The organism is Pseudomonas sp. FW305-96 (assembly GCF_058783825.1).
Genome location: NZ_JBYSYW010000017.1, coordinates 60,743 through 82,638 on the forward strand (window position 1 = coordinate 60,743; position 21,896 = coordinate 82,638).

The 21,896-nt window shown below is 62.9% G+C and carries 18 protein-coding genes and 1 pseudogene; 10 read left to right on the forward strand and 9 right to left on the reverse strand.

Features of this window, described 5'->3' with window-relative positions; all coding sequences use genetic code 11:
- Nucleotides 1–142 precede the first annotated feature (142 nt).
- The 4 genes and pseudogenes from AC3WL2_RS14820 to gpgF all read left to right on the forward strand — a co-directional run.
- Nucleotides 143–739: pseudogene (locus tag AC3WL2_RS14820) on the forward strand (methyl-accepting chemotaxis protein); the annotation flags it as partial.
- A gap of 146 nt (nt 740–885) precedes the next feature.
- The gene (gpgS, locus tag AC3WL2_RS14825) at nt 886–2,007 is read left to right on the forward strand and encodes an N-acetylglucosaminyl phosphatidylglycerol synthase (RefSeq protein ID WP_102682782.1); all 1,122 of its coding nucleotides are present in this window, start codon (nt 886–888) and stop codon (nt 2,005–2,007) included.
- Nucleotides 2,000–2,764, forward strand: a complete 765-nt coding sequence (gpgD, locus tag AC3WL2_RS14830; protein ID WP_102682783.1) for an N-acetylglucosaminyl phosphatidylglycerol deacetylase — start codon at nt 2,000–2,002, stop codon at nt 2,762–2,764. The genes gpgS and gpgD overlap by 8 nt, the downstream gene beginning before the upstream one ends.
- Nucleotides 2,761–3,753 carry a glucosaminyl phosphatidylglycerol flippase gene (gene gpgF / locus AC3WL2_RS14835; RefSeq protein ID WP_102682784.1) on the forward strand — a complete coding sequence of 331 codons (993 nt, stop codon included), beginning with the start codon at nt 2,761–2,763 and terminating at the stop codon, nt 3,751–3,753. The genes gpgD and gpgF overlap by 4 nt, the downstream gene beginning before the upstream one ends.
- A 154-nt stretch (nt 3,754–3,907) precedes the next feature.
- On the opposite strand, the gene purU is transcribed toward gpgF, so the two are convergent.
- Nucleotides 3,908–4,759, reverse strand: a complete 852-nt coding sequence (gene purU / locus AC3WL2_RS14840) for a formyltetrahydrofolate deformylase (RefSeq protein ID WP_046856933.1) — start codon at nt 4,757–4,759, stop codon at nt 3,908–3,910.
- Between the two features lie 302 nt (nt 4,760–5,061).
- Between purU and mvaT the strand changes: the two genes are divergently transcribed.
- Nucleotides 5,062–5,439, forward strand: coding sequence for a histone-like nucleoid-structuring protein MvaT (gene mvaT / locus AC3WL2_RS14845; protein ID WP_028690229.1), 378 nt, complete (start codon nt 5,062–5,064; stop codon nt 5,437–5,439).
- Nucleotides 5,440–5,512: 73 nt separating this feature from the next.
- Here mvaT and sbcB read toward each other — a convergent pair whose 3' ends face one another.
- The 3 genes from sbcB to AC3WL2_RS14860 all read right to left on the reverse strand — a co-directional run bounded on the left by sbcB (nt 5,513) and on the right by AC3WL2_RS14860 (nt 7,872).
- Nucleotides 5,513–6,943: an exodeoxyribonuclease I gene (gene sbcB, locus AC3WL2_RS14850; RefSeq protein WP_102682786.1), complete on the reverse strand. Its 1,431-nt coding sequence runs from the start codon at nt 6,941–6,943 to the stop codon at nt 5,513–5,515.
- A 59-nt stretch (nt 6,944–7,002) separates the two neighbouring features.
- Nucleotides 7,003–7,362, reverse strand: a complete 360-nt coding sequence (locus AC3WL2_RS14855) for a PilZ domain-containing protein (RefSeq protein ID WP_046856935.1) — start codon at nt 7,360–7,362, stop codon at nt 7,003–7,005.
- 123 nt (nt 7,363–7,485) lie between these two features.
- Complete coding sequence (locus tag AC3WL2_RS14860; protein ID WP_023631127.1) at nt 7,486–7,872, reverse strand: tetratricopeptide repeat protein; 387 nt, start codon at nt 7,870–7,872, stop codon at nt 7,486–7,488.
- Between the two features lie 180 nt (nt 7,873–8,052).
- On the opposite strand from AC3WL2_RS14860, the gene pyk reads away from it, so the two are divergent.
- Complete coding sequence (gene pyk, locus AC3WL2_RS14865) at nt 8,053–9,507, forward strand: pyruvate kinase (RefSeq protein ID WP_023631128.1); 1,455 nt, start codon at nt 8,053–8,055, stop codon at nt 9,505–9,507.
- Nucleotides 9,508–9,564: 57 nt separating this feature from the next.
- Here pyk and AC3WL2_RS14870 read toward each other — a convergent pair whose 3' ends face one another.
- Nucleotides 9,565–10,485, reverse strand: coding sequence for an iron-sulfur-binding ferredoxin reductase (locus AC3WL2_RS14870; RefSeq protein ID WP_102682787.1), 921 nt, complete (start codon nt 10,483–10,485; stop codon nt 9,565–9,567).
- Nucleotides 10,486–10,768: 283 nt separating this feature from the next.
- On the opposite strand from AC3WL2_RS14870, the gene AC3WL2_RS14875 reads away from it, so the two are divergent.
- The 4 genes from AC3WL2_RS14875 (at nt 10,769) to AC3WL2_RS14890 (ending at nt 18,518) form a co-directional block, all read left to right on the forward strand.
- Nucleotides 10,769–12,292: a fumarate hydratase gene (locus AC3WL2_RS14875; protein ID WP_102682788.1), complete on the forward strand. Its 1,524-nt coding sequence runs from the start codon at nt 10,769–10,771 to the stop codon at nt 12,290–12,292.
- A gap of 156 nt (nt 12,293–12,448) precedes the next feature.
- A complete protein-coding gene (locus tag AC3WL2_RS14880) occupies nt 12,449–13,420 on the forward strand; it encodes a hypothetical protein (protein WP_102682789.1) in 972 nt (323 codons plus the stop codon).
- 65 nt (nt 13,421–13,485) lie between these two features.
- Complete coding sequence (locus AC3WL2_RS14885; protein WP_102682790.1) at nt 13,486–16,077, forward strand: RHS repeat domain-containing protein; 2,592 nt, start codon at nt 13,486–13,488, stop codon at nt 16,075–16,077.
- Entirely contained in the window at nt 16,074–18,518 is a 2,445-nt protein-coding gene (locus tag AC3WL2_RS14890) for an RHS repeat domain-containing protein (RefSeq protein ID WP_102682791.1), read from the forward strand. Before AC3WL2_RS14885 ends, AC3WL2_RS14890 begins: the two co-directional genes overlap by 4 nt.
- A gap of 32 nt (nt 18,519–18,550) precedes the next feature.
- Here the strand turns inward: AC3WL2_RS14890 and AC3WL2_RS14895 are convergent, their stop codons facing one another.
- From AC3WL2_RS14895 to AC3WL2_RS14910, 4 genes are all read right to left on the reverse strand, one after another.
- Nucleotides 18,551–19,141: a GNAT family N-acetyltransferase gene (locus tag AC3WL2_RS14895; RefSeq protein ID WP_102682792.1), complete on the reverse strand. Its 591-nt coding sequence runs from the start codon at nt 19,139–19,141 to the stop codon at nt 18,551–18,553.
- 317 nt (nt 19,142–19,458) lie between these two features.
- Nucleotides 19,459–20,037, reverse strand: a complete 579-nt coding sequence (locus AC3WL2_RS14900; protein WP_102682793.1) for a DJ-1/PfpI family protein — start codon at nt 20,035–20,037, stop codon at nt 19,459–19,461.
- Between the two features lie 74 nt (nt 20,038–20,111).
- Nucleotides 20,112–21,269 carry a phospholipase D-like domain-containing protein gene (locus tag AC3WL2_RS14905; protein WP_102682794.1) on the reverse strand — a complete coding sequence of 386 codons (1,158 nt, stop codon included), beginning with the start codon at nt 21,267–21,269 and terminating at the stop codon, nt 20,112–20,114.
- Between the two features lies 1 nt (nt 21,270).
- A complete protein-coding gene (locus tag AC3WL2_RS14910; protein WP_102682795.1) occupies nt 21,271–21,852 on the reverse strand; it encodes a YceI family protein in 582 nt (193 codons plus the stop codon).
- Nucleotides 21,853–21,896: the final 44 nt, after the last annotated feature.

The following is a 21,896-nucleotide window of genomic DNA, read 5'->3' on the forward strand; positions in this document are numbered from 1 at the left end:
TCGCACCAACAGCGTCGCCGCCGCCATCAACCAGCTCGGTGCCGCCGCCCAGGAGATCGCCGGCAATGCCGCCCAGGCCTCGCAGCATGCCAGCTCCGCGCGGCTGCTGGCCGAGGAAGGCCAGCAGGTGGTGCAGCGCAACATCGATGCGATGAACCGCCTTTCGGACCTGATCGTCACCTCCAGCGAGCATATCGAGACGCTGAACAACAAGACCGTGAACATCGGCCAGATCCTCGAGGTGATCACCAGCATTTCCCAGCAGACCAACCTGCTCGCCCTCAACGCCGCCATCGAGGCTGCACGCGCCGGTGAGGCCGGGCGCGGCTTCGCCGTGGTCGCCGACGAGGTACGCAATCTGGCGCACCGCACCCAGGAGTCGGCGCAACAGGTGCAGACCATGATCGAAGAGCTGCAGGTTGGCGCTCGCGAGTCGGTCGACACCATGGGCCAGAGCCAGCGTCACAGCCAGGACAGCATGGACATCGCCAACCAGGCCGGCGAGCGCCTGGGCAGCGTCACCCAGCGTATCGGCGAGATCGACGGCATGAACCAGTCGGTGGCCACCGCCACCGAAGAGCAGACCGCCGTGGTCGACTCGATCAACATGGACATCAACGAGATCAACATGCTCAACCAGGAAGGCGTCGAGAACCTGCAGGCCACCCTGCGCGCCTGTTCGGACCTGGAACAGCAGGCCGGTCGCCTCAAGCACTTGGTCGGCAGCTTCCGCATCTGACCCTGCGCCCGCTCCCACATTTGCAGTGGGAGCGGGCCGCGCCAAACCTCGATCGAACAAACTATCCTTCAAGTAGGTCAACCCTAAGGCGCGTCATCGCCGGCCCAGTGCCGCCTGGTGACACACCCGAGGACGATCCCGGAGGGATGCTGATCGTGCACATCGCCGACATCACCATGTTCTATGCCCCGGCCAGCGGCGGGGTAAGAACCTATCTTGATGCCAAACACCGCCGCCTCGACGCCATGTCCGGCGTTCGCCACAGCCTGTTGATTCCCGGCGCCAGCGCCAGCCAGACCAATGGCGTCTACCATGTTCCCGCGCCGCCCCTACCCTTCGGCAACGGCTACCGTTTCCCGGTGCGCCTGGCCCCTTGGTGCAAGGAGCTGCGTCGTCTGCAGCCCGACCTGATCGAAGTCGGCGACCCCTACCTCACCGCCTGGGCGGCCCTGGAAGCGCGGCGCAAGCTCGATGTCCCGGTGATCGGCTTCTATCACTCCGACCTGCCGCTGCTGGTGAGCAACCGCATGGGCAATTGGTTCACCCCCAATGTCGAGGCCTATGTCAGCAAGCTCTACGGACATTTCGACCGGGTACTCGCGCCCAGCCAGGTGATGGCCGACAAGTTGCGCAGGCTGGGGGTCGAGAATGTGCATGTGCAACGCCTGGGGGTGGACCTGATGCAATTTCACCCTGACAAGCGCGACCCCGGCCTGCGTCGCGAACTGGGCATCGCCGATACCAGTCGACTGCTGGTGTTTGCCGGCCGTGGCTCGCGGGAAAAGAACCTGCCGGTACTGCTCGACTGCATGCAGGCACTCGGGCAGCCCTATCACCTGCTTTTGGTGGGCTCGAACATGCCGATCGGGGTGCCAGACAATGTCAGCGTGATCGACCACTTCTGCCCCCCCGATGAAGTCGCTCGGCTACTGGCCAGCGCCGACCTGCTGGTGCACGCCGGCGACCAGGAAACCTTCGGCCTGGTCATTCTCGAGGCCATGGCCAGTGCCACGCCCGTGGTGGCCGTGCACGCTGGCGCCTTCGGCGAAATCGTCAACGAACAGTGCGGCCGCCTGTGCCCACCTAACGACGGCCGCGCCATGGCCGCCGCCGTGCGCGAAGTCTTCGACCACGGCGTGCGCCAGCTTGGCAGCCAGGCGCGTCGCCACGTGGAACGCCATTACAGCTGGGACAACGTGGTCAGTGGCCTGCTCCAGCATTACCAGGCGGTGCTGGGCCACCCGCTACCGGTGCGCGCCCATGGCTGAGCCCGCCTCCACCCGACGCAGCCTGATGCTGGTGCTGCACGACGTGGCGCCGGAAACCTGGCCGGACTACCAGCCCTTCGTCCAGGCGATCGATGACTTGGGGGACGTGCCCATGACCTGGCTGGTGGTGCCGGATTTCCACCACCGCAATCCGCTCACGCATTCGCCCACCTTCTGTCGCCTGCTCGACCGACGCCTGGCCCGTGGCGACGAACTGGCCCTGCACGGCTACTACCATGCCGACGACGGTCCGGCGCCACGCGGGCCGCGCGAATATTTCATGCGCCGGATCTACACCCACGAAGGTGAGTTCCACGGCCTGGAACAGGCCAGCGCACTTCAGCGCCTGCAAGCCGGGCTGGCATTGTTCGGGCAACAGGGCTGGCCAGTGGCGGGGTTCGTCGCCCCCGCCTGGCTGATGAGCGAAGGCACGCGCCAGGCGCTGCGCCAGCTGCCGCTGCGCTACACCAGTACCCCAAGGCACCTGTACCGGCTGCCGGACTTCACCGCCTTTGATGCCCCGGGGCTGGTATGGAGTGCCCGCAGCGCCTGGAGACGAGGGTTGTCCAAGGTAGTCAGTGACTGGCAGTGCCGGCGCTGGCGCGAGGCCGATACTCTGCGCCTGGGCCTGCATCCGGTGGACATGCGCCACGCCAGCTCACGCAATTACTGGCTCGAGACCTTGCAGCAATTGCTGGCGCAGGGACGTGAGCCACTGACCAAGTCGGCCTGGTTGGAGCGCCAGGCCGCGCCATGAGTCGCCTGGGCTGGCTAGGCCTGGCATTGCTGCTGGCAGTGTCAGTGCCCGCCCTGCTGGGCGGCCGCGATTTGCTCCCACGCCTGCAATCCTTCGCCCCCGGCCTGATGGCGCTGCTGCTGGGCATGATCCTGCTGTGCTGGACGCTCAATGCCCTGCGCCTGCGCCTGCTGCTCGGCGAACAGGGCGCCCGGGTGGGCCGGCTCCGCAGCCTGGGAGTAGTCATGGCCACCGAGTTCGCCATCTGTACCACTCCTGGCGGGACGGGGGGCCCACTGACGCTGATGACCCTGCTGAAACGCGAGCGTATCGCGCCTTCGCTTAGCGGCGCGGTGTTCGCCATGGACCAGTTGAGCGACCTGCTGTTCTTCTTCTGCGCCATGCTGGCGATAGCCGCGTACGCCCTGTTCCACAGGCTCGGCCACAGCCAGACGCAAATGTTGATGGGCAGCGCGTTGCTCTTGTGCACCGCGTTGGCGGGAATCGTCCTGCTGCTGCGTTATCGACGCGGGGTGATGCGCGGCAATGGCCGGCTGTTGCGGCGCCTGGGCATGTCACCGGCACGGCGGCGACGCTGGGCACGCAAAGTGCTGCGCTTCATCCATGCCCTGGGCGATACCTGGCGCATGCCACGGCGCACACTGGCTGCGGTGTTCTTCCTGACCTGCGCGCACTGGTGCCTGCGCTATAGCGTGCTGTACCTGGTGTTGCGCGGATTGGGCGTGGAGCTGGCGTGGATTCCGAGCTTCCTGGTGCAGATGCTGTCGCTCAGCGCGGGGCAGTTCAGCCTGCTGCCGGGCGGCGCCGGCGCGGCGGAGCTGACTTCGGCGACCTTGCTGTCACCGCTGGTGGGCAGTTCGACGGCAGCCGCGGCCATTCTGATCTGGCGCGCGGTTACCTACTATTTCTATCTGTTGGCCGGGGGGCCGGTGTTTCTATATCTGCTGGCGCGGCCATTGCTGGATCGTCGGCGCCGACAGACGGGTTGAGCCGCCCCCAGAGTTCGACAGCACCAGGGAACTCAGTGCCGTCTTCGTCGCTCAGGGACTCGGGATCGAAGCGGGCCAGGCACCCCTCGCCCAAGGTCGCTGGCGCCGAGGCGCCGGCCTTGTCACGTGGATCCGCCATGCACCGGCCCTCGACTCAGTTGAACACCACGGTCTTGTTGCCATGCACCAGGACGCGGTCTTCGAGGTGATAGCGCAAGCCACGGGCCAGGACCATCTTCTCCACATCGCGGCCGAAACGGACCATGTCCTCGATGCTGTCGGCATGGCTGACCCGTACCACGTCCTGCTCGATGATGGGGCCGGCGTCGAGCTCCTCGGTCACGTAGTGGCAGGTCGCGCCGATCAGTTTCACGCCACGCAGCGCCGCCTGGTGATAAGGCTTGGCGCCGACGAACGACGGCAGGAAGCTGTGGTGGATGTTGATGACCTTTTCCGCGTATGCCTGGCACAGCTGCGGCGGCAGGATTTGCATGTAGCGCGCCAGCACCACGGCATCGGCGCCGCACTCCTCGACCAGGCGCGATACCTCGGCGAACGCCGGCTGCTTGTCCTTCGGATCGACCGGCACATGGTGGAACGGAATACCGTGCCATTCGACCATGCTGCGCAGGTCGTTGTGGTTGGAGATCACGCATGGGATCTCGCAGTCCAGCTCGTCGGTGTGCCAACGGTGCAGCAGGTCTGCCAGGCAGTGCGACTCGCGGCTGGCCATCAACACCACGCGCTTCTTCTGTGCCGAATCGGTGATCCGCCAGGTCATGGAGAACTCTTCGGCGATCGGCGCGAACGCCTCGCGGAAAGCCTCGATACCGAACGGCAGGGACTCGGCGCGAATCTCATGGCGCATGAAGAACCAACCGCTCTGCTCGTCGGAATGGTGGCTGGCTTCGTTGATCCAGCCATTGTAGAGGGCCAGGAAATTACTGACTTTCGCCACGATGCCGACACGGTCGGGGCAGGCAATCACCAGTCGATAGGTGCGCATGAGAGAGACTCCAGAACTTCGCAAAGGCGCATATTCTAGCGGCCTGCCGGGGAAAACGCAGTAATCATCTTTACCTGAGCGCCTTGCCTGAAGGGCTCGATCACACAGGTCCATAGCCTTTTTCCCAAGGAGGTAATCGGCATTGCCCCAAGAAATTTGTAAATTTTTCTTAACCTAATGACCGTGAAGTCATGCCCTACTATTAATTGAGTCTTCAATTTTAAATTGTTTACTTGAGAGTATCGTCTGTCTATTATTGCCCCCACTGTCTCTCTCCCTGAACATGTACTAAGGAACACACCATGTCCCTGATCAACGAGTACCGCGCCACCGAAGAAGCTATCAAGGAACTTCAGGCCCGTCTGGCCAACCTGTCGCAAGACGGCAAACTGCAAAAAGAGCTGGAGTTCGAAAAGAAGCTGCGCGAGCTGATGGCCGAAAACGGTAAATCGCTGCGTGACGTGATCGCGCTGCTCGATCCGGAAAGCAAACTGAGCAAGGCGCCACGTGGCGCAGTCAAGACCACCGGCACCAAACGTGCACGCAAGGTCAAGCAATACAAGAACCCGCATAACGGCGAGGTTATTGAAACCAAGGGTGGCAACCACAAGACCCTGAAAGAGTGGAAAGCCAAGTGGGGCGGCGACGTCGTCGAAAGCTGGGCCACCCTGCTGGACTGATACGCTTAACGGGCGCATTGGTTTCAACATGAAAACGCCGGCAGTTGCCGGCGTTTTTGTTTATCTGCACATTTCAAAGCTGGTATTGCACTTTCAGTTGTCGGATATGGCCCTGCCAGGCTTCCAGTACCTGGCGCCCCGCCTCGCTGGCGTCTAGCAGGCTGCTTTGGCATGCCAGCTCGAAATCGCCCAGGGTGTTCGGTGCACCAAAGGCAGGGTCTGTAAGACGTTGCTGACAGAACGCATGCCAACGTGCGCGCTCTTGTTCATCAAGGGTGTCGGAAAAGTTTCGCGCCCGATAGCGGAACAACAATTCCGGCATGCGCGGATCATCGAACATCCACTGCCCCTTGGCCAATTGCGCCGGATCGGTACACCGCACTTGCTCGCTCAGGCGTTTGTCGCGGTCACCGAGGAAACCGTCATACAACTGTTGCTCCGGATCTTCACTGGGTGCAAAGCCCTCTTCCTGATAGATGATGCCCAGCTTGTCTCGCCAAACAGTTTGCTGGTTGGCCAACTGCTGCGCCTGTGCCTGCAACACCGACAATTCAAGCCCCAACCGTTGTTGATCGGCCGGGCGCAGTACCGATAGCGGCGCCAGCACCGGGCACCGATTGATATGCACCAACTTCAGCGGTACCGGTAGTTCGCCCTCGGCCATATCTTCGTGCCGCGTGTACAAACGCTCACGCAATGCTTGCGCGCTCTCCTCGAGCAGCGGCGAACTATCCTGCTGCAAGTCGCAGACGATCAGCGCGTTGCGATTACGCGGGTGCCAGGCCAATGGCAACACCACACCGATATAGTTGCGCTGCGCCGAGAAACGTCCGGATACATGTACCAGGGGCTGCAATAGGCGGATCTGCTCCATGACCTTGTGCTTGCTGCGCAACTGGAACAACCAGTCATACAACCTGGGCTGCCGGTCCCGAATCAACCGGGCCAGGGCAATGGTCGCCCGCACGTCGGAAAGCGCTTCGTGGGCATGGCCATGGTCGATGCCATTGGCCTTGCTCAACAGCTCCAGGCGCAAGCTGGTGCGCCCATCCTGCTGTGGCCAGACGATGCCCTCGGGGCGCAGCGCATAGGCCGTACGCACCACATCGATCAAGTCCCAGCGACTGTTGCCCCCCTGCCATTCACGGGCATAGGGGTCGAAGAAGTTGCGGTAGAGGCTGTAGCGGGTGACCTCATCGTCGAAGCGCAACGTGTTGTAGCCGGCGCCACACGTGCCAGGCCGGGCCAGTTGCGCATGGATGCGCGTCATGAATTCGGCCTCGCACAGCCCCTGGCTGGCCAGCTGCTGTGGAGTGATGCCGGTCACCAGGCAGGCCGCCGGGTGCGGCAGGATATCGTCGGAGGGCCGGCAATAGAGGCTGATCGGCGCCTCGATCTCGTTGAGATCGAGGTCGGTGCGCACGCCGGCCACCTGCAGGGGGCGGTCGCAGCGTGGATTGATGCCGGTGGTTTCGTAGTCGTGCCAGAAGATGCTGGAGCTCACGGGGTCTTCCTGTAACAAGGTCGACCAGAGTCTAACGGCACGCGCGAGGGCTGGGCCAGTTACGCAGAGGCGTTCATGGGCCGGAAGCTGAAGAAATCGCGCAGCGAGCGGACAAAGCCGTCGTATTCCTGCGGCGCCTGCAACAACATGAAACCGGCATCGAAATGCCCGGGCGTTTCATCTTCGCGGCACCACAGGCAACTGGCGGTCAGGTTGATGAACTGCAGGCCACCGCCGGCAAGGGGAACACGCAGTTGCAGCTCGAAGTCCGGCCCCACCAGCACCGGCAACTGGCTGATCAGCATCAGGCCGTCTTCGGAGGCATTGCCCAGATAGCCGATCTGCTGGTCGGTGCAGCGGTTGAAGACCTTGAGCACGCAAGGCAGTTGATGACGCTCTATATGTCGCTCGATAAACATGATCGCAGTGAAGTCCTGTACCTGGAGCCAGGAAGACAAGGTACTGGCGATGATCGTTACAACTCTCCAACAGATTAGCCCAGTCCGACGGACGGACTACATGAAATCATCGACACCTTGGGATTAACGCCAAGGTGTAGTGTTCACCGGGCTGGCCACCGCCGCTTCGCTGCCACGCAGGTGGCCGAGCTTCTCCAGCGTCTGCAGGCGCGCCTGAGCGCGGTAGGCGTATTCGTTGCGCGGGTACTGCTGGATCAGGTACTGGTAGGTCTGCGCCGCGTCGACGTAGAGCTTCTGGCGCTCCAGGCACTGGCCACGCAGCAGCGATACTTCCGGGTGGATGAACGGTCGGGCACGGCTGGTGCGGTCGACCTGCGACAGCTCCAGCATCACCTTTGCACAGTCACCACGGTCATAGGCGCGATAGGCATTGTTCAGGTGGTGGTCCATGGACCAGCGGGTGCAGCCGACGACACTGGCCGCCATGGTCAAAACGATCAGGGTGCGCATGGGAATTCTCCTTTGATGGCAGTGTATCGGCCTTTCACGGCAAATCTTCACAGCCTTTTGCAAGCATACCGCGACCGTTCAAACGCCACCCTCGCAACCGTACAGGTAGTGCAACGGAACAATGACTACAGCGCAATTGAGGAGTAGCCTTTCGCTGCGCTTCACTATAGGAGTCTGTGCATGACCATCCGCCGTACCAAAATCGTCGCCACCCTTGGCCCCGCCAGCAACTCGCCGGAAGTGATCGAACAGCTGATCCTCGCCGGCCTGGACGTGGCACGCCTGAACTTCTCCCACGGCACCCCGGACGAGCACAAGGCCCGCGCCCGCCTGATCCGCGACATCGCCGCCAAGAATGGCCGCCATGTCGCGCTGCTGGGCGACCTGCAGGGTCCGAAGATCCGCATCGCCAAGTTCGCCAACAAGCGCATCGAACTGAAAGTCGGTGACAAGTTCACCTTCTCCACCGCTCACCCGCTGACCGAAGGCAACCAGGATATCGTCGGCATCGACTACCCCGACCTGGTCAAGGACTGCGGCGTCGGTGACGAACTGCTGCTCGACGACGGCCGGGTGGTCATGCGCGTCGAAACCGCCACCGCAGACGCCCTGCACTGCGTGGTGATCATCGGCGGCCCGCTGTCGGACCACAAAGGCATCAACCGCAAAGGTGGCGGCCTGACCGCACCGGCCCTGACCGAGAAGGACAAGGCCGACATCAAGCTGGCCGCGGAAATGGACCTGGACTACCTGGCCGTTTCGTTCCCGCGCGACGCCAGCGACATGGAATACGCCCGCAAGCTGCGTGACGAAGCCGGCGGCAGCGCCTGGCTGGTGGCCAAGATCGAACGCGCCGAAGCGGTCGCCGACGACGAGACGCTCGACCAGTTGATCCTCGCTTCCGACGCAGTCATGGTTGCCCGTGGCGACCTGGGCGTGGAAATCGGCGATGCCGAGTTGATCGCCATCCAGAAGAAGATCATCCAGCACGCCCGCCGCAACAACAAAGCGGTAATCGTGGCGACCCAGATGATGGAGTCGATGATCCAGAACCCGATGCCGACCCGCGCCGAAGTATCGGACGTGGCCAACGCCGTGCTCGACAACACCGACGCAGTGATGCTGTCAGCCGAAAGCGCCGCCGGCAGCTACCCGATCGAAGCCGTACAGGCCATGGCCCGTATCTGCTCGGGCGCCGAGAAGCACCCGACCAGCCAGAAGTCCAGCCACCGCCTGCACACCACCTTCGAGCGCTGCGACGAGTCCATCGCCCTGGCGGCGATGTACACCGCCAACCACTTCCCCGGCGTCAAGGCGATCATCGCCCTCACCGAAAGTGGCTACACCCCGCTGATCATGTCGCGCCTGCGTTCGCACGTGCCGATCTTCGCCCTGTCGCCGCACCGTGCTACCCAGGCCCGTGCCAACATGTTCCGCGGCGTCTACCCGATCGCCTTCGACCCGGCCTCGCTGCCGGCCGACAAGGTCAGCCAGGCGGCGGTCGACGAGCTGCTCAAGCGCGGCCTCGTAGAGCAAGGCGACTGGGTCATCCTGACCAAGGGTGACAGCTACCACACCATCGGTGGCACCAACGGCATGAAGATCCTGCATGTCGGTGATCCGCTGGTCGGCTGATCTGCCAGCAAAAGCCATCGCGGGGCAACCCGACTTGCCCCGCGATGCTTTCAGGCCTCAGGCGTGTTCGCTGAAAACATCCGCCAACACCTGATTCCGCGGTACCCCGGCAATGAACAGTCGACGGGCGAACCGCTCGACACTCCCCGGCGCCCCGCACAGCAATACCATCGTCTGGCGCGACGCCAGGCGCAAACCGGCCAACGCCTCATCCAACTGCTCGGCCAGTACCAACTCCACGCTTACCCCTTCCAGCGCCTGCAACGCCTCGGCCAGGTAGTGCCCGGCTGGCGTGCGCGCCACATGCAGCAGCCGAATCTCGCCCTGATGCCCCTGGCGCAGCGCCTCGCGCAGGATGCCCCACAAGGGTGCCAGCCCGGTGCCCGCCGCCAGCAGCCACAAAGGCCGCGCCTGCCAGTCAGGGTCGTAGTGCAGCGCCCCGCCGCGCAGCTCGCCCAGCCTCAATGCATCGCCTACGTGCAACTGCCGGGCCCTGTCGCAAAACACGCCGGGGCGACTGCAATCCAGGTGAAACTCCAGCGCCTCATCCTCTCCCGGCAGGCTCGCCAGCGAGTAGGGGCGGGCCACGTCGCCGCACCACAGCACCAGGTGCTGGCCAGCCTGGTAGCGCAGCGTCCGGCCTGGGCGCAGGCGCAGGCGCAGCACATCGCCGAACCAATCCCGTGCAACCACCGTGGCCGGCAGGCCATCCTGCAGCGGGTCGAACAGCGCCACCCGCAGGTCGCCGGCCACCGAGCACTGGCAGGCCAGGCGCCAGCCCTCGTCGCGCTGGGTCGCACTCAGGGCCTCGGGCCTGGCATCCACGGGCAGGCCATCGAGGCAGCGCACCAGGCAGGCGTGGCAGCTGCCGGCGCGGCAGCTGTAGGGCACATTCAGGCCTGCCTCGTTGAGGGCATCCAGTAGATTGCTGCCGCCTGGCACTGCCCATTGGCGCTCGCCCACGCAAAGTTCGGGCATGGTCAGGTTTCTCATTCGATTCAAGGTTTTCTGGGGGGCGCTGAAGCACGAAGCGCTCCCGAGGCCACAGCATCGCATGTCATCAGCAAAAAGGATGCCCCTTCCCTGCCGACCTTGGTCCAGACCACGTGCAGGTGTTTCCGAAGACGGGGGCACGGTATACTGCCGCGCCTTTTTTGTGCCGGCCCGACCAGCCGGCGCCTTGCCAGGCGTTCCTGACATACAGGTGTGCACTGTCGGAATGCCTTTTCGAATGTTCCCGTCTTTAAGAGGAGCGCGCTGCATGACCGTGATCAAGCAAGACGACCTGATTCAGAGCGTCGCCGACGCCCTGCAATTCATCTCGTACTACCACCCCGTCGACTTCATCCAGGCGATGCACGAGGCCTACCTGCGTGAAGAGTCGCCTGCCGCGCGTGACTCGATCGCCCAGATCCTGATCAACTCGCGCATGTGCGCCACCGGCCACCGCCCGATCTGCCAGGACACCGGCATTGTCACCGTGTTCGTGCGCGTCGGTATGGACGTGCGCTGGGACGGCGCCACCCTGAGCGTCGACGACATGATCAACGAAGGTGTGCGCCGCGCCTACAACCTGCCCGAGAACGTCCTGCGCGCCTCGATCCTGGCCGACCCGGCCGGTGCCCGCAAGAACACCAAGGACAACACTCCGGCAGTGATCCACTACTCCATCGTCCCCGGCGACAAGGTCGAGGTGGATGTCGCGGCCAAGGGCGGCGGCTCGGAAAACAAGTCGAAGATGGCCATGCTCAACCCGTCCGACTCGATCGTCGACTGGGTGCTCAAGACCGTCCCGACCATGGGCGCTGGCTGGTGCCCGCCTGGCATGCTGGGCATCGGCATCGGCGGCACCGCCGAGAAAGCCGCGGTGATGGCCAAGGAAGTGTTGATGGAATCCATCGACATCCATGAGCTGAAAGCCCGTGGCCCGCAGAACCGCATCGAAGAGATCCGCCTGGAGCTGTTCGACAAGGTCAACCAGTTGGGCATCGGCGCCCAGGGCCTGGGCGGCCTGACCACCGTGCTCGACGTCAAGATCATGGACTACCCGACCCACGCCGCCTCCCTGCCGGTGTGCATGATCCCCAACTGCGCCGCTACCCGTCACGCCCACTTCGTGCTCGACGGTTCCGGCCCGGCCGAGCTGGAAGCGCCATCGCTGGACGCCTACCCGGAAATCGTCTGGGAAGCCGGCCCAAGCGCTCGCCGCGTGAACCTGGACGCGATCACCCCGGAAGAAGTCGCCAGCTGGCAGCCCGGCGAGACCATCCTGCTCAACGGCAAGATGCTCACCGGCCGCGACGCCGCGCACAAGCGCATGGTCGAGATGCTCAACCGCGGTGAAGAACTGCCGGTGGATCTCAAAGGTCGCTTCATCTACTACGTAGGCCCGGTCGACCCGGTCGGCGACGAAGTGGTCGGCCCAGCCGGCCCGACCACCGCCACGCGGATGGACAAGTTCACCCGCCAGATCCTCGAGCAGACCGGTCTGCTGGGCATGATCGGCAAGTCCGAACGTGGCCCGACCGCCATCGAGGCGATCAAGGACAACAAGGCCGTGTACCTGATGGCCGTCGGTGGCGCCGCCTACCTGGTAGCCCAGGCCATCCGCAAGTCGAAGGTCCTGGCCTTCGCCGAGCTGGGCATGGAAGCGATCTACGAGTTCGAGGTGAAGGACATGCCGGTCACCGTCGCGGTGGACAGCAAGGGTGAATCGGTGCACATCACGGGTCCTGCGCTGTGGCAGAGCAAAATCGCCGAAAGCCTGGCGGTGGAAGTGAAGTAATTTCAACATCACCGTAAGAAAAAAGCCGCTCCCTCGAGGAGCGGTTTTTTTTGCTCGCAAGAAATTATGGAGGCTCCCACAGCCAGCAATAAATACCGCTCTCATCGCGCAGTTTCCTACTCAAATGAAGCCTCACTTCCTTCAGAGGCAAACCTTATGAGCAGTACTGTAAAAGCCAATCAATGGCTACGCCGCTTCCAACTGGATATCACTTCCAACTCCCGTCGCGTGTATGCCAATGGCCGCCAACAAGTGGAGATCACCGTCACGCTCGAACCTCGTAACGGCCAGACGATCTCTCGAGAAAGTCTCGACTCGCTAGCCTTGGTCCAGATCGATGACGAAGGCACCCCTCGAGTACTGGATCAGCCGGACCTCTACGCGCACACACAGCGCGATGAGCGATTCATCTACCACAACGCCACCGGCAGTGCCCCCAGCGCACTGCTGGCGTCGTCGTCCAAATCCATTCACCGACGCTTCTATGTGACATCGATGCGTCCTGGCGGCACGCTGAGCCCTATCTACGCGGCGATCTGGATGGATGAAGATCATCTCTTCGTCACCAATGCCGACCCCTTCAAGTCCTCGGTCGTCATTGAGTCCATCACCCCTGCGCTGGGTCATAAGGAGCTCTTCCAACTCAGCGTCGAGTCACCCCTCAAGTACAAGCTCCCCAGCGACAATCTGAATTACTGGGATGACGAATTCGAAGAATCGGTCGGCTATTTCGGATTTGCCGATCCGAGAACCATGGTGGTCCAAAGCGAGGCGCTGGCCACTCCTTCGTCTCACCCTATCTATGAAATGAACGCCTGGGATCACGCATTGATCTCTTTCCAACTTACCAATGACTACAGCCAGCACCGCAAGGTGACGGTCTATGAGGCAGGCCAGCCATTCACGGTGAAATCTCCAGAGTCGGGACGAGTCCATCACCAGCGTCCGGGACACCTGCTGATCCATATGTACGCCAAACGCTTCTATAACCGTCACTACAGCAGCTCCCAGACGAAGCGCAGTATCTGGAAGGTGATCGACCAGCATGGCAATGGCTATGAAGTCGAGTTCTTTGTTGCAGAGGCAGGAAAACATGTGTCCTTCAAGGTAAATGCGAGCCAGGCCTGACCTTCCTGGAAACTCGGTGCCCGTGAAAAGGGGCACCGACCTCTCCCTGCAACAGGAAACAACTAATGTCCTCGATACATACCCAAGCCAGCAATTTTCTGGACTTCATGAAAACCGGCGTGGACCACCGTACCGGCCAGTTCACCCTCGCGGTCTCCCTGCCGCTCCCACCCGCCAACCAACTGTGTGGACCGGCGCTCTCGGTCACCCTGGCCTTCAGCGTGCTGGGCTCAAGTGTCAACAAAGGCTATGGACTAGGCTGGACCCTCGGGCTGTCCGAGCTCGACCGGAACACCCTGAGGCTCGCCTCCGGCGAGCAGTACGCCATAGATCAAGATGCCTCCACGTTCGCAGCCGATACGCCGCTGACCTTCAGCGATCAAAAACTCCCGGCGCTGCGAGTCACCCCACAACACAACGGTGATTTCCGGGTAGACAAGAAGTCCGGAGAACGCGAAATCCTACGTGAGCAGGAAGACAGTGGACGCTATCTGGTTGAGGAAATGCACTCCCCGGAGGGCCATCGCCTGTTCATCGATTGGGCCCCCTACGGTAATGACGGCCACTTCATTCTCCAGCGAATCAGTGATGAACAGCGCGCGCTGCTGAATGTGGATCAGCTGGAGGACGAACTCCTTCTAATCGTCAACCCGGATACCCCGCAAGCGCTCAAATTGCGCCTGGCGCTGAGCAATGACCGACTCAGCGAAATCCACGTTCCCGGCATCCAGCGTCCCTTCGCAATCGAGTACGACGACCTGTCCCTGGACAATGGCGCTCGCCTGCTGCTGCCCACCACCGTGCACAGCCCGCTGGGTGCTCATGACATCGTCAAGTGGGCGACCGGGGCCGACGGCCATCAGCTCCCGGCTGGCGCTCCGTTCTCCCATCTGCCGCGGGTCGAGTCATGGATCCATGGCGCTGGCGCCCCCGACACCGAACGGATTCATTACTACCAATGGGTCGGCACGACCAATTTCCTTGGTTTCGGCAGCGCCCAGGCGTATTCCTGGGAGCACGGACGAGACAACCTCTACCAGGTCGAGAGCGACTATCAGTACGAAGTGGTCGAAACGGTCAACGATGCACAAGGCAAGATCCTCGAGACCATTACCCGCACCTGGAACCGCTTTCATCTGCTACTCCAGGAAAGACTGCGACGGGGCGATTGCGAAGTCACCACGCATACTCGCTACGGTATCGAACCTGACAAGACCTGGGAGGAACAATCCAGTACCTGCCAACTCCCCCATCAGGTCTCGATGACCTACACAGACCATGCCCGCCGAGGGGCCAGTCGCACCGAAACGACCGCTTTTCAGTACGACAGGTACGGCAACACCACCCGAGTCGACTATCCAACTGGCATCAGTGAGATCAACTGTTACTACCCGGCCGAAGGGGGGCAAGGTTGCCCAGCGGATCCGTTGGGGATGGTGCGTTTCTTACGCAAGAAGATTACCCAGCCAGGCAAGATCGACGGCACGGCGCCGACCTTGAGCAGCACCTACACCTATGTGCAACGCCCTTCGCTGATCGAAGGAGCCCTCGCGCATATCGTCGTCGAACGTGAACAGTTGCTGGACGAGCTGGACAACCGCCTACTGGAGGAGACCTGTTATAGGTACTTCGATCAAGCTGACATCTGCAACGGCCGAATTCAGCGAAGCATCACGACGCTCAACGGCAAGCCCACCACTACCGAATACCACTATCGGCACCAGGACGGAGAGCTGATCTGTCGGACCACAGTCATCGGCTTCGAGAACGACGACGTGAACCGCTCGACCCACAGCAGCGCGCAGTCTCTGCTCACGGGCCAGACCACCTGGGAACTCAGCGAAAGCGGTGCCCTTACCCGTTACGAATATGACCAGCTTGGCCGTATCGTCCACACACTCAATGCAACCGGCAGCCCGTACCAGACAGAGCGCCTGGTCCGTTACCACCTGGGTGATGCGCAGGCCACGGCTCTGCAAGGTAGCACCACCTTGCCGCCAATGATGGTCGAGCAGGTGGAGGTCACCGGCCAACGCCAGCGCCTGTGGCTCGACGGCGACGGGCGTACCCGGCGTATCGAACTGGAGGACCTGGACAACGAACCCGGTCGCTTTGTTGAAATCATGCGCTGTGAATTCGATGCCCTGGGCCGGCAAATAAGCCTGACCACCCAGGACTGGTTGACCAAGGGTTCCTCTGCCCCGCTGTCCCTGAACACCACCACCGCCTTCGACGACTGGGGGCAAGCCGCCCTGACCATCACCCCCGACGGCATACACACCCATATCCTGCGTGACCCAATCACCCAACGCTGCGAACAATGGCAAGCTGCGGGCGAACTCCGCAGCCCGCGGCTGGTGACCCTATACAACCTCGCAGGCAGCCCGATCGAGCAGCAGTATCACGATACCGCCGGAGAGCGGGTACGCACGATAAAGCTGCAACGCGATGGGCTGGACCGCGTGTTCGAGGAGCAGGTGCTGATACCGGGCTCGTCCGCCATTACCACACAATATCGGTACGACCACTATTCACGCGTCATCGAAAAGCTTCTGGCCGATGGTACGCGAGTTTCTTGGCAATTCGCTGGCCACAGCGACGACTTTCACCCTGAGTCGATCAGCGTCATACCATCCAAGCAGGAGATCGAAGCATGAATGCCGCACCGCTGCTTCTGGGCCAACAGACCTACGACGGCCTCGGCCGCCAAACTTCAGTCGATGTAGCCGGCCGCACCACCGTTTATCACTATCGTCCAGGACTGCTGCCGCCAATCGCCAATACCTTGTCCGACGGCCAGCGCGTGGCTTTCACTTATGAACCTCAGCTAGGTAACGTCTTGCTCAGCACCACCAGCGGGGACGGTCCACCTGAGTGCCTTCATTACCACCCGCAGCTTGCCCGGCCGCTCGCGGCCGATGGCGCTCTGGGTATCCTGCGCTGGCATTTCACGCCCTCCGGCGCGGTACGAGCGGACTCCTGGACAGTGCAAGGCGTCGAACACGGTACCCAGTGGCGCACCTCGCCGGGCGGCAAGACCTTGGGCTTCACCGATGCCAACGGCACTGAGCACCAGCACCTGTACGATGAAGCAGGTCGGATCGTGCGAGTCACCGTCGGTCAGGTCAGCACGACAATCGCCTACGACAACCTTTCACGCATCCATCGTGAAACGACTTATGACCCACACAACTCACGCACCCTCGAGAAACAGTTGACCTACGACACCATGGGCCGTGAAGCCACCTGCACCTTCACCCTCAACGGCGATGGCAAACCTCAGGTTTTCACCCAGACACTCACCTATTCAGCACTCGACCAGGTCACCTCACGCACCTGGCACGACGGCAAGACACAACATGAAGAGCGCTTCGTCTACGACGCGCGTGGTCGCCTCGTGCGCTACACCACGACCTCCGGCAGCGGGCCGCGCGACCCCTTCGGCAACCTCATCATCGAACAGCGCTTCATCCTCAACGCCCTGGATGGCTATCGCCAGGTCATCACTACCTTCAGCGACGGCAGCAAGGATATCGCCACTTTCAGCTACGCAGCCCAAGACCCGTGCCAGGTCGTGGCGATCGACCACAGCCATCCCAGCTGGCCAGCGCGGATCGACCTGAACTACGACCGCCAGGGCCGCTTGGTGGCCGACAGCCTCGGACGCGTGCTCACCTGGGATGCCCAGGGGCGCCTGCAGCGGGTGGAATACGCCGGCAAGTCCTGTGAATATCGCTACAGCCCCGATGGCCGCCTGCGCGACCGCGTCATCGACGGCACTCTCCACCGCAGCTTCTTCAGCGCCAGCCAGCTGACCCACGAACAACAAGGCGACGCGCGCCTGGAGATAGTCGGCGACGGCCACAGCCTCTTCGGCCTGAGCAAGGTCGCCGCAGGCGTGCGCCAGACCACCTTACTGGGCTGCGACAGCCAAGGCAGCGTGCGCCTGGAAAGCGACGACACGACAAGGCCGCTGCGTTATGGCCCCCACGGCACCGAACACGACAACACTTCGCTACAACCCTTCGGTTATGCCGGCGAGCGGCGCGAGCCGCTGACCGGCTGCTACATGGCAGCCGGCTACCGCCCCTACGATCCAGTGCTGATGTGCTTTCTCGCGCCCGACAGTGAAAGCCCGTTCGGTCGGGGCGGCCTCAACGCCTATGCCTATTGCGGCGCTGATCCGGTCAACCGGGTCGATCCGGACGGGCATAGTTGGCAGGCCTGGGTGTTGGGTAGCGCAGGACTCTTGCTGGGTGCGGCGACTACCGTAGCCAGCCTCGGGAGCGCAGCCCCAGCCATCGCGACATTACTCGCCGGTGGTCTGGGCGCACTCAGTGCCAACAGCGCCCTGGCCATCAGCTCGGCAGCCCTGAGCGCCATGTCCCTGGGGAGTGGCGCCGCTGCGATAGCCATGCAGGCCGGGGGGGCCAACGAAAAAGCCGTCAGCGCGCTGGGCTGGTTATCGCTGGGCACAGGGATCGCTGCCGCAGTGGTCGGCATGGTGCCCAAGATCGCACGCTTGGCGACGGATCTTTACAACGCCTCTGGCCGGGCAGCCAGCAAGGTCTCTCAATTCAAGCCCTATCATGTGGGGCCGGGCGGTAATACGCGACCGGCCAGTGTGATCTTCGGAACCGGCAAAAGAGCCGAAGATGTCGCCTTTGTGCCCAGCTTGTTCGGTGAAGGCAATGCTGCGCTGGTAACTCATGGACACCCGCTCGGCATGCTGATGAACGGCCAGGGCTTGGCTGACGACGCCGTCAATGTCGCGAGGGACCTGATCGCACCGCGGCTGGCCCAGATGAATTACCCCGAGGGGCAGAAGCTCGTGTTGCTGGCCTGCTGGGGCGGTAAAAGCGGAGCCGCTCAGAAAATCGCTAACGCGCTGAACAGGCCCGTGGAGGCCTACGGCGAGAAGCTGCTGTTGAAAAACCTCGCTTCGTTGCAATCGAGCCGCTCGACCGGCCTTGCGTTCAGGGGTAACAACCTACCGCTTTACAAGCCCTCTCCATGGGAAAGGCTGACGAGCAAGGCCGACTTTATGGATAGCTCGAAATACCGTATTGCCCGCCCGAAACTCTATACCCCGCAATGAACGCGACGGCGAGCCCGCGCTAGGTACCTGGATCAGGCCGGCAACGCCTTGAGCCAGAATGACAGGATCTTGGCCGAAGACGCTTGTTCATGCTGGTCGCGCCAACGGTAAAGGGTACGTATCGAGGGCTCATGGAGAAATCCCCGATTGCGCCAGAACCCCTGCAGCGGCTTGTAGTCCACTGGCCGCTGCGGATGCCCGGTCGGGCGCTCCACGGTACAGAAAGCGCAGGTATCGAACTCGACGAGCTTGTGGGCATAGGACTCGCGCTCGATGAAGAAACGCACGCCCAGCCCTTGCCCACGGTAAGCCGGCAACAATACCGACTCGCCAAAGTAATAGACCGATGCCGGATCGCGCCCCTGGGCGATAAAGGGTTGCTGCAACTCGTGATCGGCATCCACCAACGGCAGGCCGGTAGCGGCGCCTACAACCTGATTGCCGTCCAGCGCCAGTACCACAAGGCTGCGCCCCGACTCGGCGTAGCTAGCCAGGTGATCCGCCTGATGGCTTAAGGAGCTGTCCAGCAGATAGGGATACTCACGCAACAACGTTAGCCGCAGGTTCGCGAGGTCATCAATGTAAGGCGCTATGGCGGCGCCATGGAGCAAACGTATTTCCATGCGGGGCGGTCGTCCTGTGGATGGCCATGGCTGGGACTCTGTCTGGTGTGTTTTTCACAAATAACGACCATAACTCGCGGCGCTTTTTGCGCTCATGCGGCGTTGTCGCTCGTCGCCGTAGCTAGGCTACGACTGGTCGCGACGCCCTGCCTGAGCACAAAAAGCGCTCGCGAGTTATTGGACGTATTTGCAAAACACCACACTAGCACCCACACTGCCCAGTGGCCTTTTCCCTACGCGACAGATATTTCTCCATGACCGCTACCGAAAGGCTGCACGCCTGCCACGCGACCGCTCGCACAAGCGCGACGCCCGTCTTACTGGATTCGCGTTCCCAAAACCTTGAGAAACGCCGCGAGCCAGACCGGATGCGCAGGCCAGGCCGGCGCCGTCACCAGGTTGCCGTCCACATGGGCCTGGTCCACCGCGATATCGATGAACCGTCCGCCCGCCAGCCGTACCTCGGGCGCACAGGCGGGATAAGCGCTGCACTCACGCCCTTCGAGCACACCTGCCGCCGCCAGCAACTGCGCCCCATGGCACACCGCCGCGATCGGCTTGCCGGCCAGGTCGAACGCCTTGACCAGCTCCAGCACCTTGTCGTTCAGGCGCAGGTATTCCGGCGCACGCCCACCGGGGATCAGCAACGCGTCATAGCTCTCGGCCCGCACCTGAACGAAGTCGTAGTTCAACGCGAAGTTATGCCCGGGCTTCTCGCTGTAGGTCTGCTCGCCTTCGAAATCGTGAATCGCCGTGCGCACCGTCTGCCCGGCGATCTTCTCCGGGCACACGGCATGGACGGTATGGCCGACCATGGCCAGGGCCTGGAACGGCACCATCACTTCGTAGTCCTCCACATAGTCACCCACCAGCATGAGAATCTTCTTCGCCGTCATCGCATCCACTCCATCGGTTGTCTGGGAACAGTTCCAGCACGATAGTCTGCTTTGCGTGACGGCGATATACGTCGCTAGTCGCGGCGATCCAGCAGATTGGCCACCAGCCGGTCCAGCCAGCCCCACAGGCGCTGTTGCACCCGACGCCACAGTGGACGGGCATGCCAGCGCGCCAGGTCGACCTCCAGGCTCTGGGCGAAATCGCGCTCGAAGCTGGCGGCGACAGCAGCACTCAGCGGCGGATCGATGGCTTCGACGTTGGCCTCGAGGTTGAAACGCAGGTTCCAGTGATCGAAATTGCACGAGCCAACGCTGACCCAGTCGTCCACCAGCACCATCTTCAGGTGCAGGAAGCATGGCTGGTATTCGAATATCCGCACCCCGGCACGCAGCAGCCTTGGGTAATAGCGGTGCCCGGCATAGCGCACCGCCGGGTGGTCGGTGCGCGGGCCGGTGAGCAGCAGGCGCACGTCGATGCCCTTCTGCGCGGCACGGCGCAGCGAGCGCCGCACGCTGAAGGTCGGCAGGAAGTACGGCGTGGCCAGCCAGATACGCCGCTGGCCGCTGTTCAGCGCGCGCACCAGCGCATGCAGGATGTCCTTGTGCTGGCGGGCGTCGGCATAGGCCACCCGGCCCATGCCCTGGCCCTGCGCCGGCACCTGGGGCAGGCGCGGCAGGCCGAAGCCCTCAGGCGGGCGCCAGGCGGTGCGGCGCTGGTTGGCATGCCACTGGCGGTCGAACAAGAGTTGCCAGTCGGTGACGATCGGCCCCTCCATGCGCACCATCACCTCGTGCCACTCGCTGGTGTCGGCATCCGGTGTCCAGAACTCGTCGGTGACCCCGGTACCGCCGACCACCGCCCAGCACTCGTCCACCAGCAACAGCTTGCGATGATCGCGATAGAGGTTGCGCAAGCCCCGGCGCCAGCGCAGGCGGTTGTACCAGCGCAGCTGGACACCCGCCGCCAGCAGGCGCTCGCGCAACGACACGGTAAAGGCCAGCGAACCGTAGTCGTCGAACAGGCAGCGTACCCGCACGCCGCGCCGAGCCGCCTGCTCCAGGGCGTCGACCACAGCCTCGGCGCAAGCGCCGGCCTCGACCAGGTAAAGCTCCAGGTCGACCTGGAACTCGGCACGCACGATCGCCAGGAGCATGCGCGGGAAGAACTCGGGGCCGTCGATCAGCAGTTCGAACTGGTTGCCATCCCGCCAGGGGAAGACCGGCCCCGGCATGTCAGCGGGCGGTGAAGATCAGCACCGCGCTCACCGGCACCGAAGGGTTGATCGACTTGAGCCCGGCCAGCTTGCGCAGGTTTTCCAGGCCCGGCAGCAGGCCGAACGCCGAGGCGCGCAGGATCAGCGGCTCCAGCGTCACCACCTGGAAACGCCGCTCGTCCAGGCGTGTGGCCAGCAGCAGGGTGTTGTAGCTGCGGGTCTGGCCGTGCAGGGTCACGCTCACCGGCAAGCGCAGTTCCAGCTGCGCGCCGTTGGCCAGGTCGTTGATCGGGCGCAGGTCGATCTGTGCCTGCACCGTGGCCTCGGGGAACTGCTCGAAGGCGAACAGGCTGTCGCGCATGCGCTCGTCACGCAGTGGGATGCCGCTGCTGATCGAGTCCATCTCGATGCTGACCTCGGCCGCGCCCTTGCGGTCGACCTTGCCATGCAGCACCAGGAAACGGTTGACCTCGGCGATATTGCCATTCTTGCCGGTGACGAAGGACAGGCGCGAGGACTCGCCATCCAGGTGCCAGTTGGCATGGGCGGGCAGGCACAGGGCGAGCAGGAGGGCGGGCAGCAGGCGGGACGGCTTGAACATGTGAAATCCTGTGAATCAAGGCCGTCAACCTTACCTGCACGGTT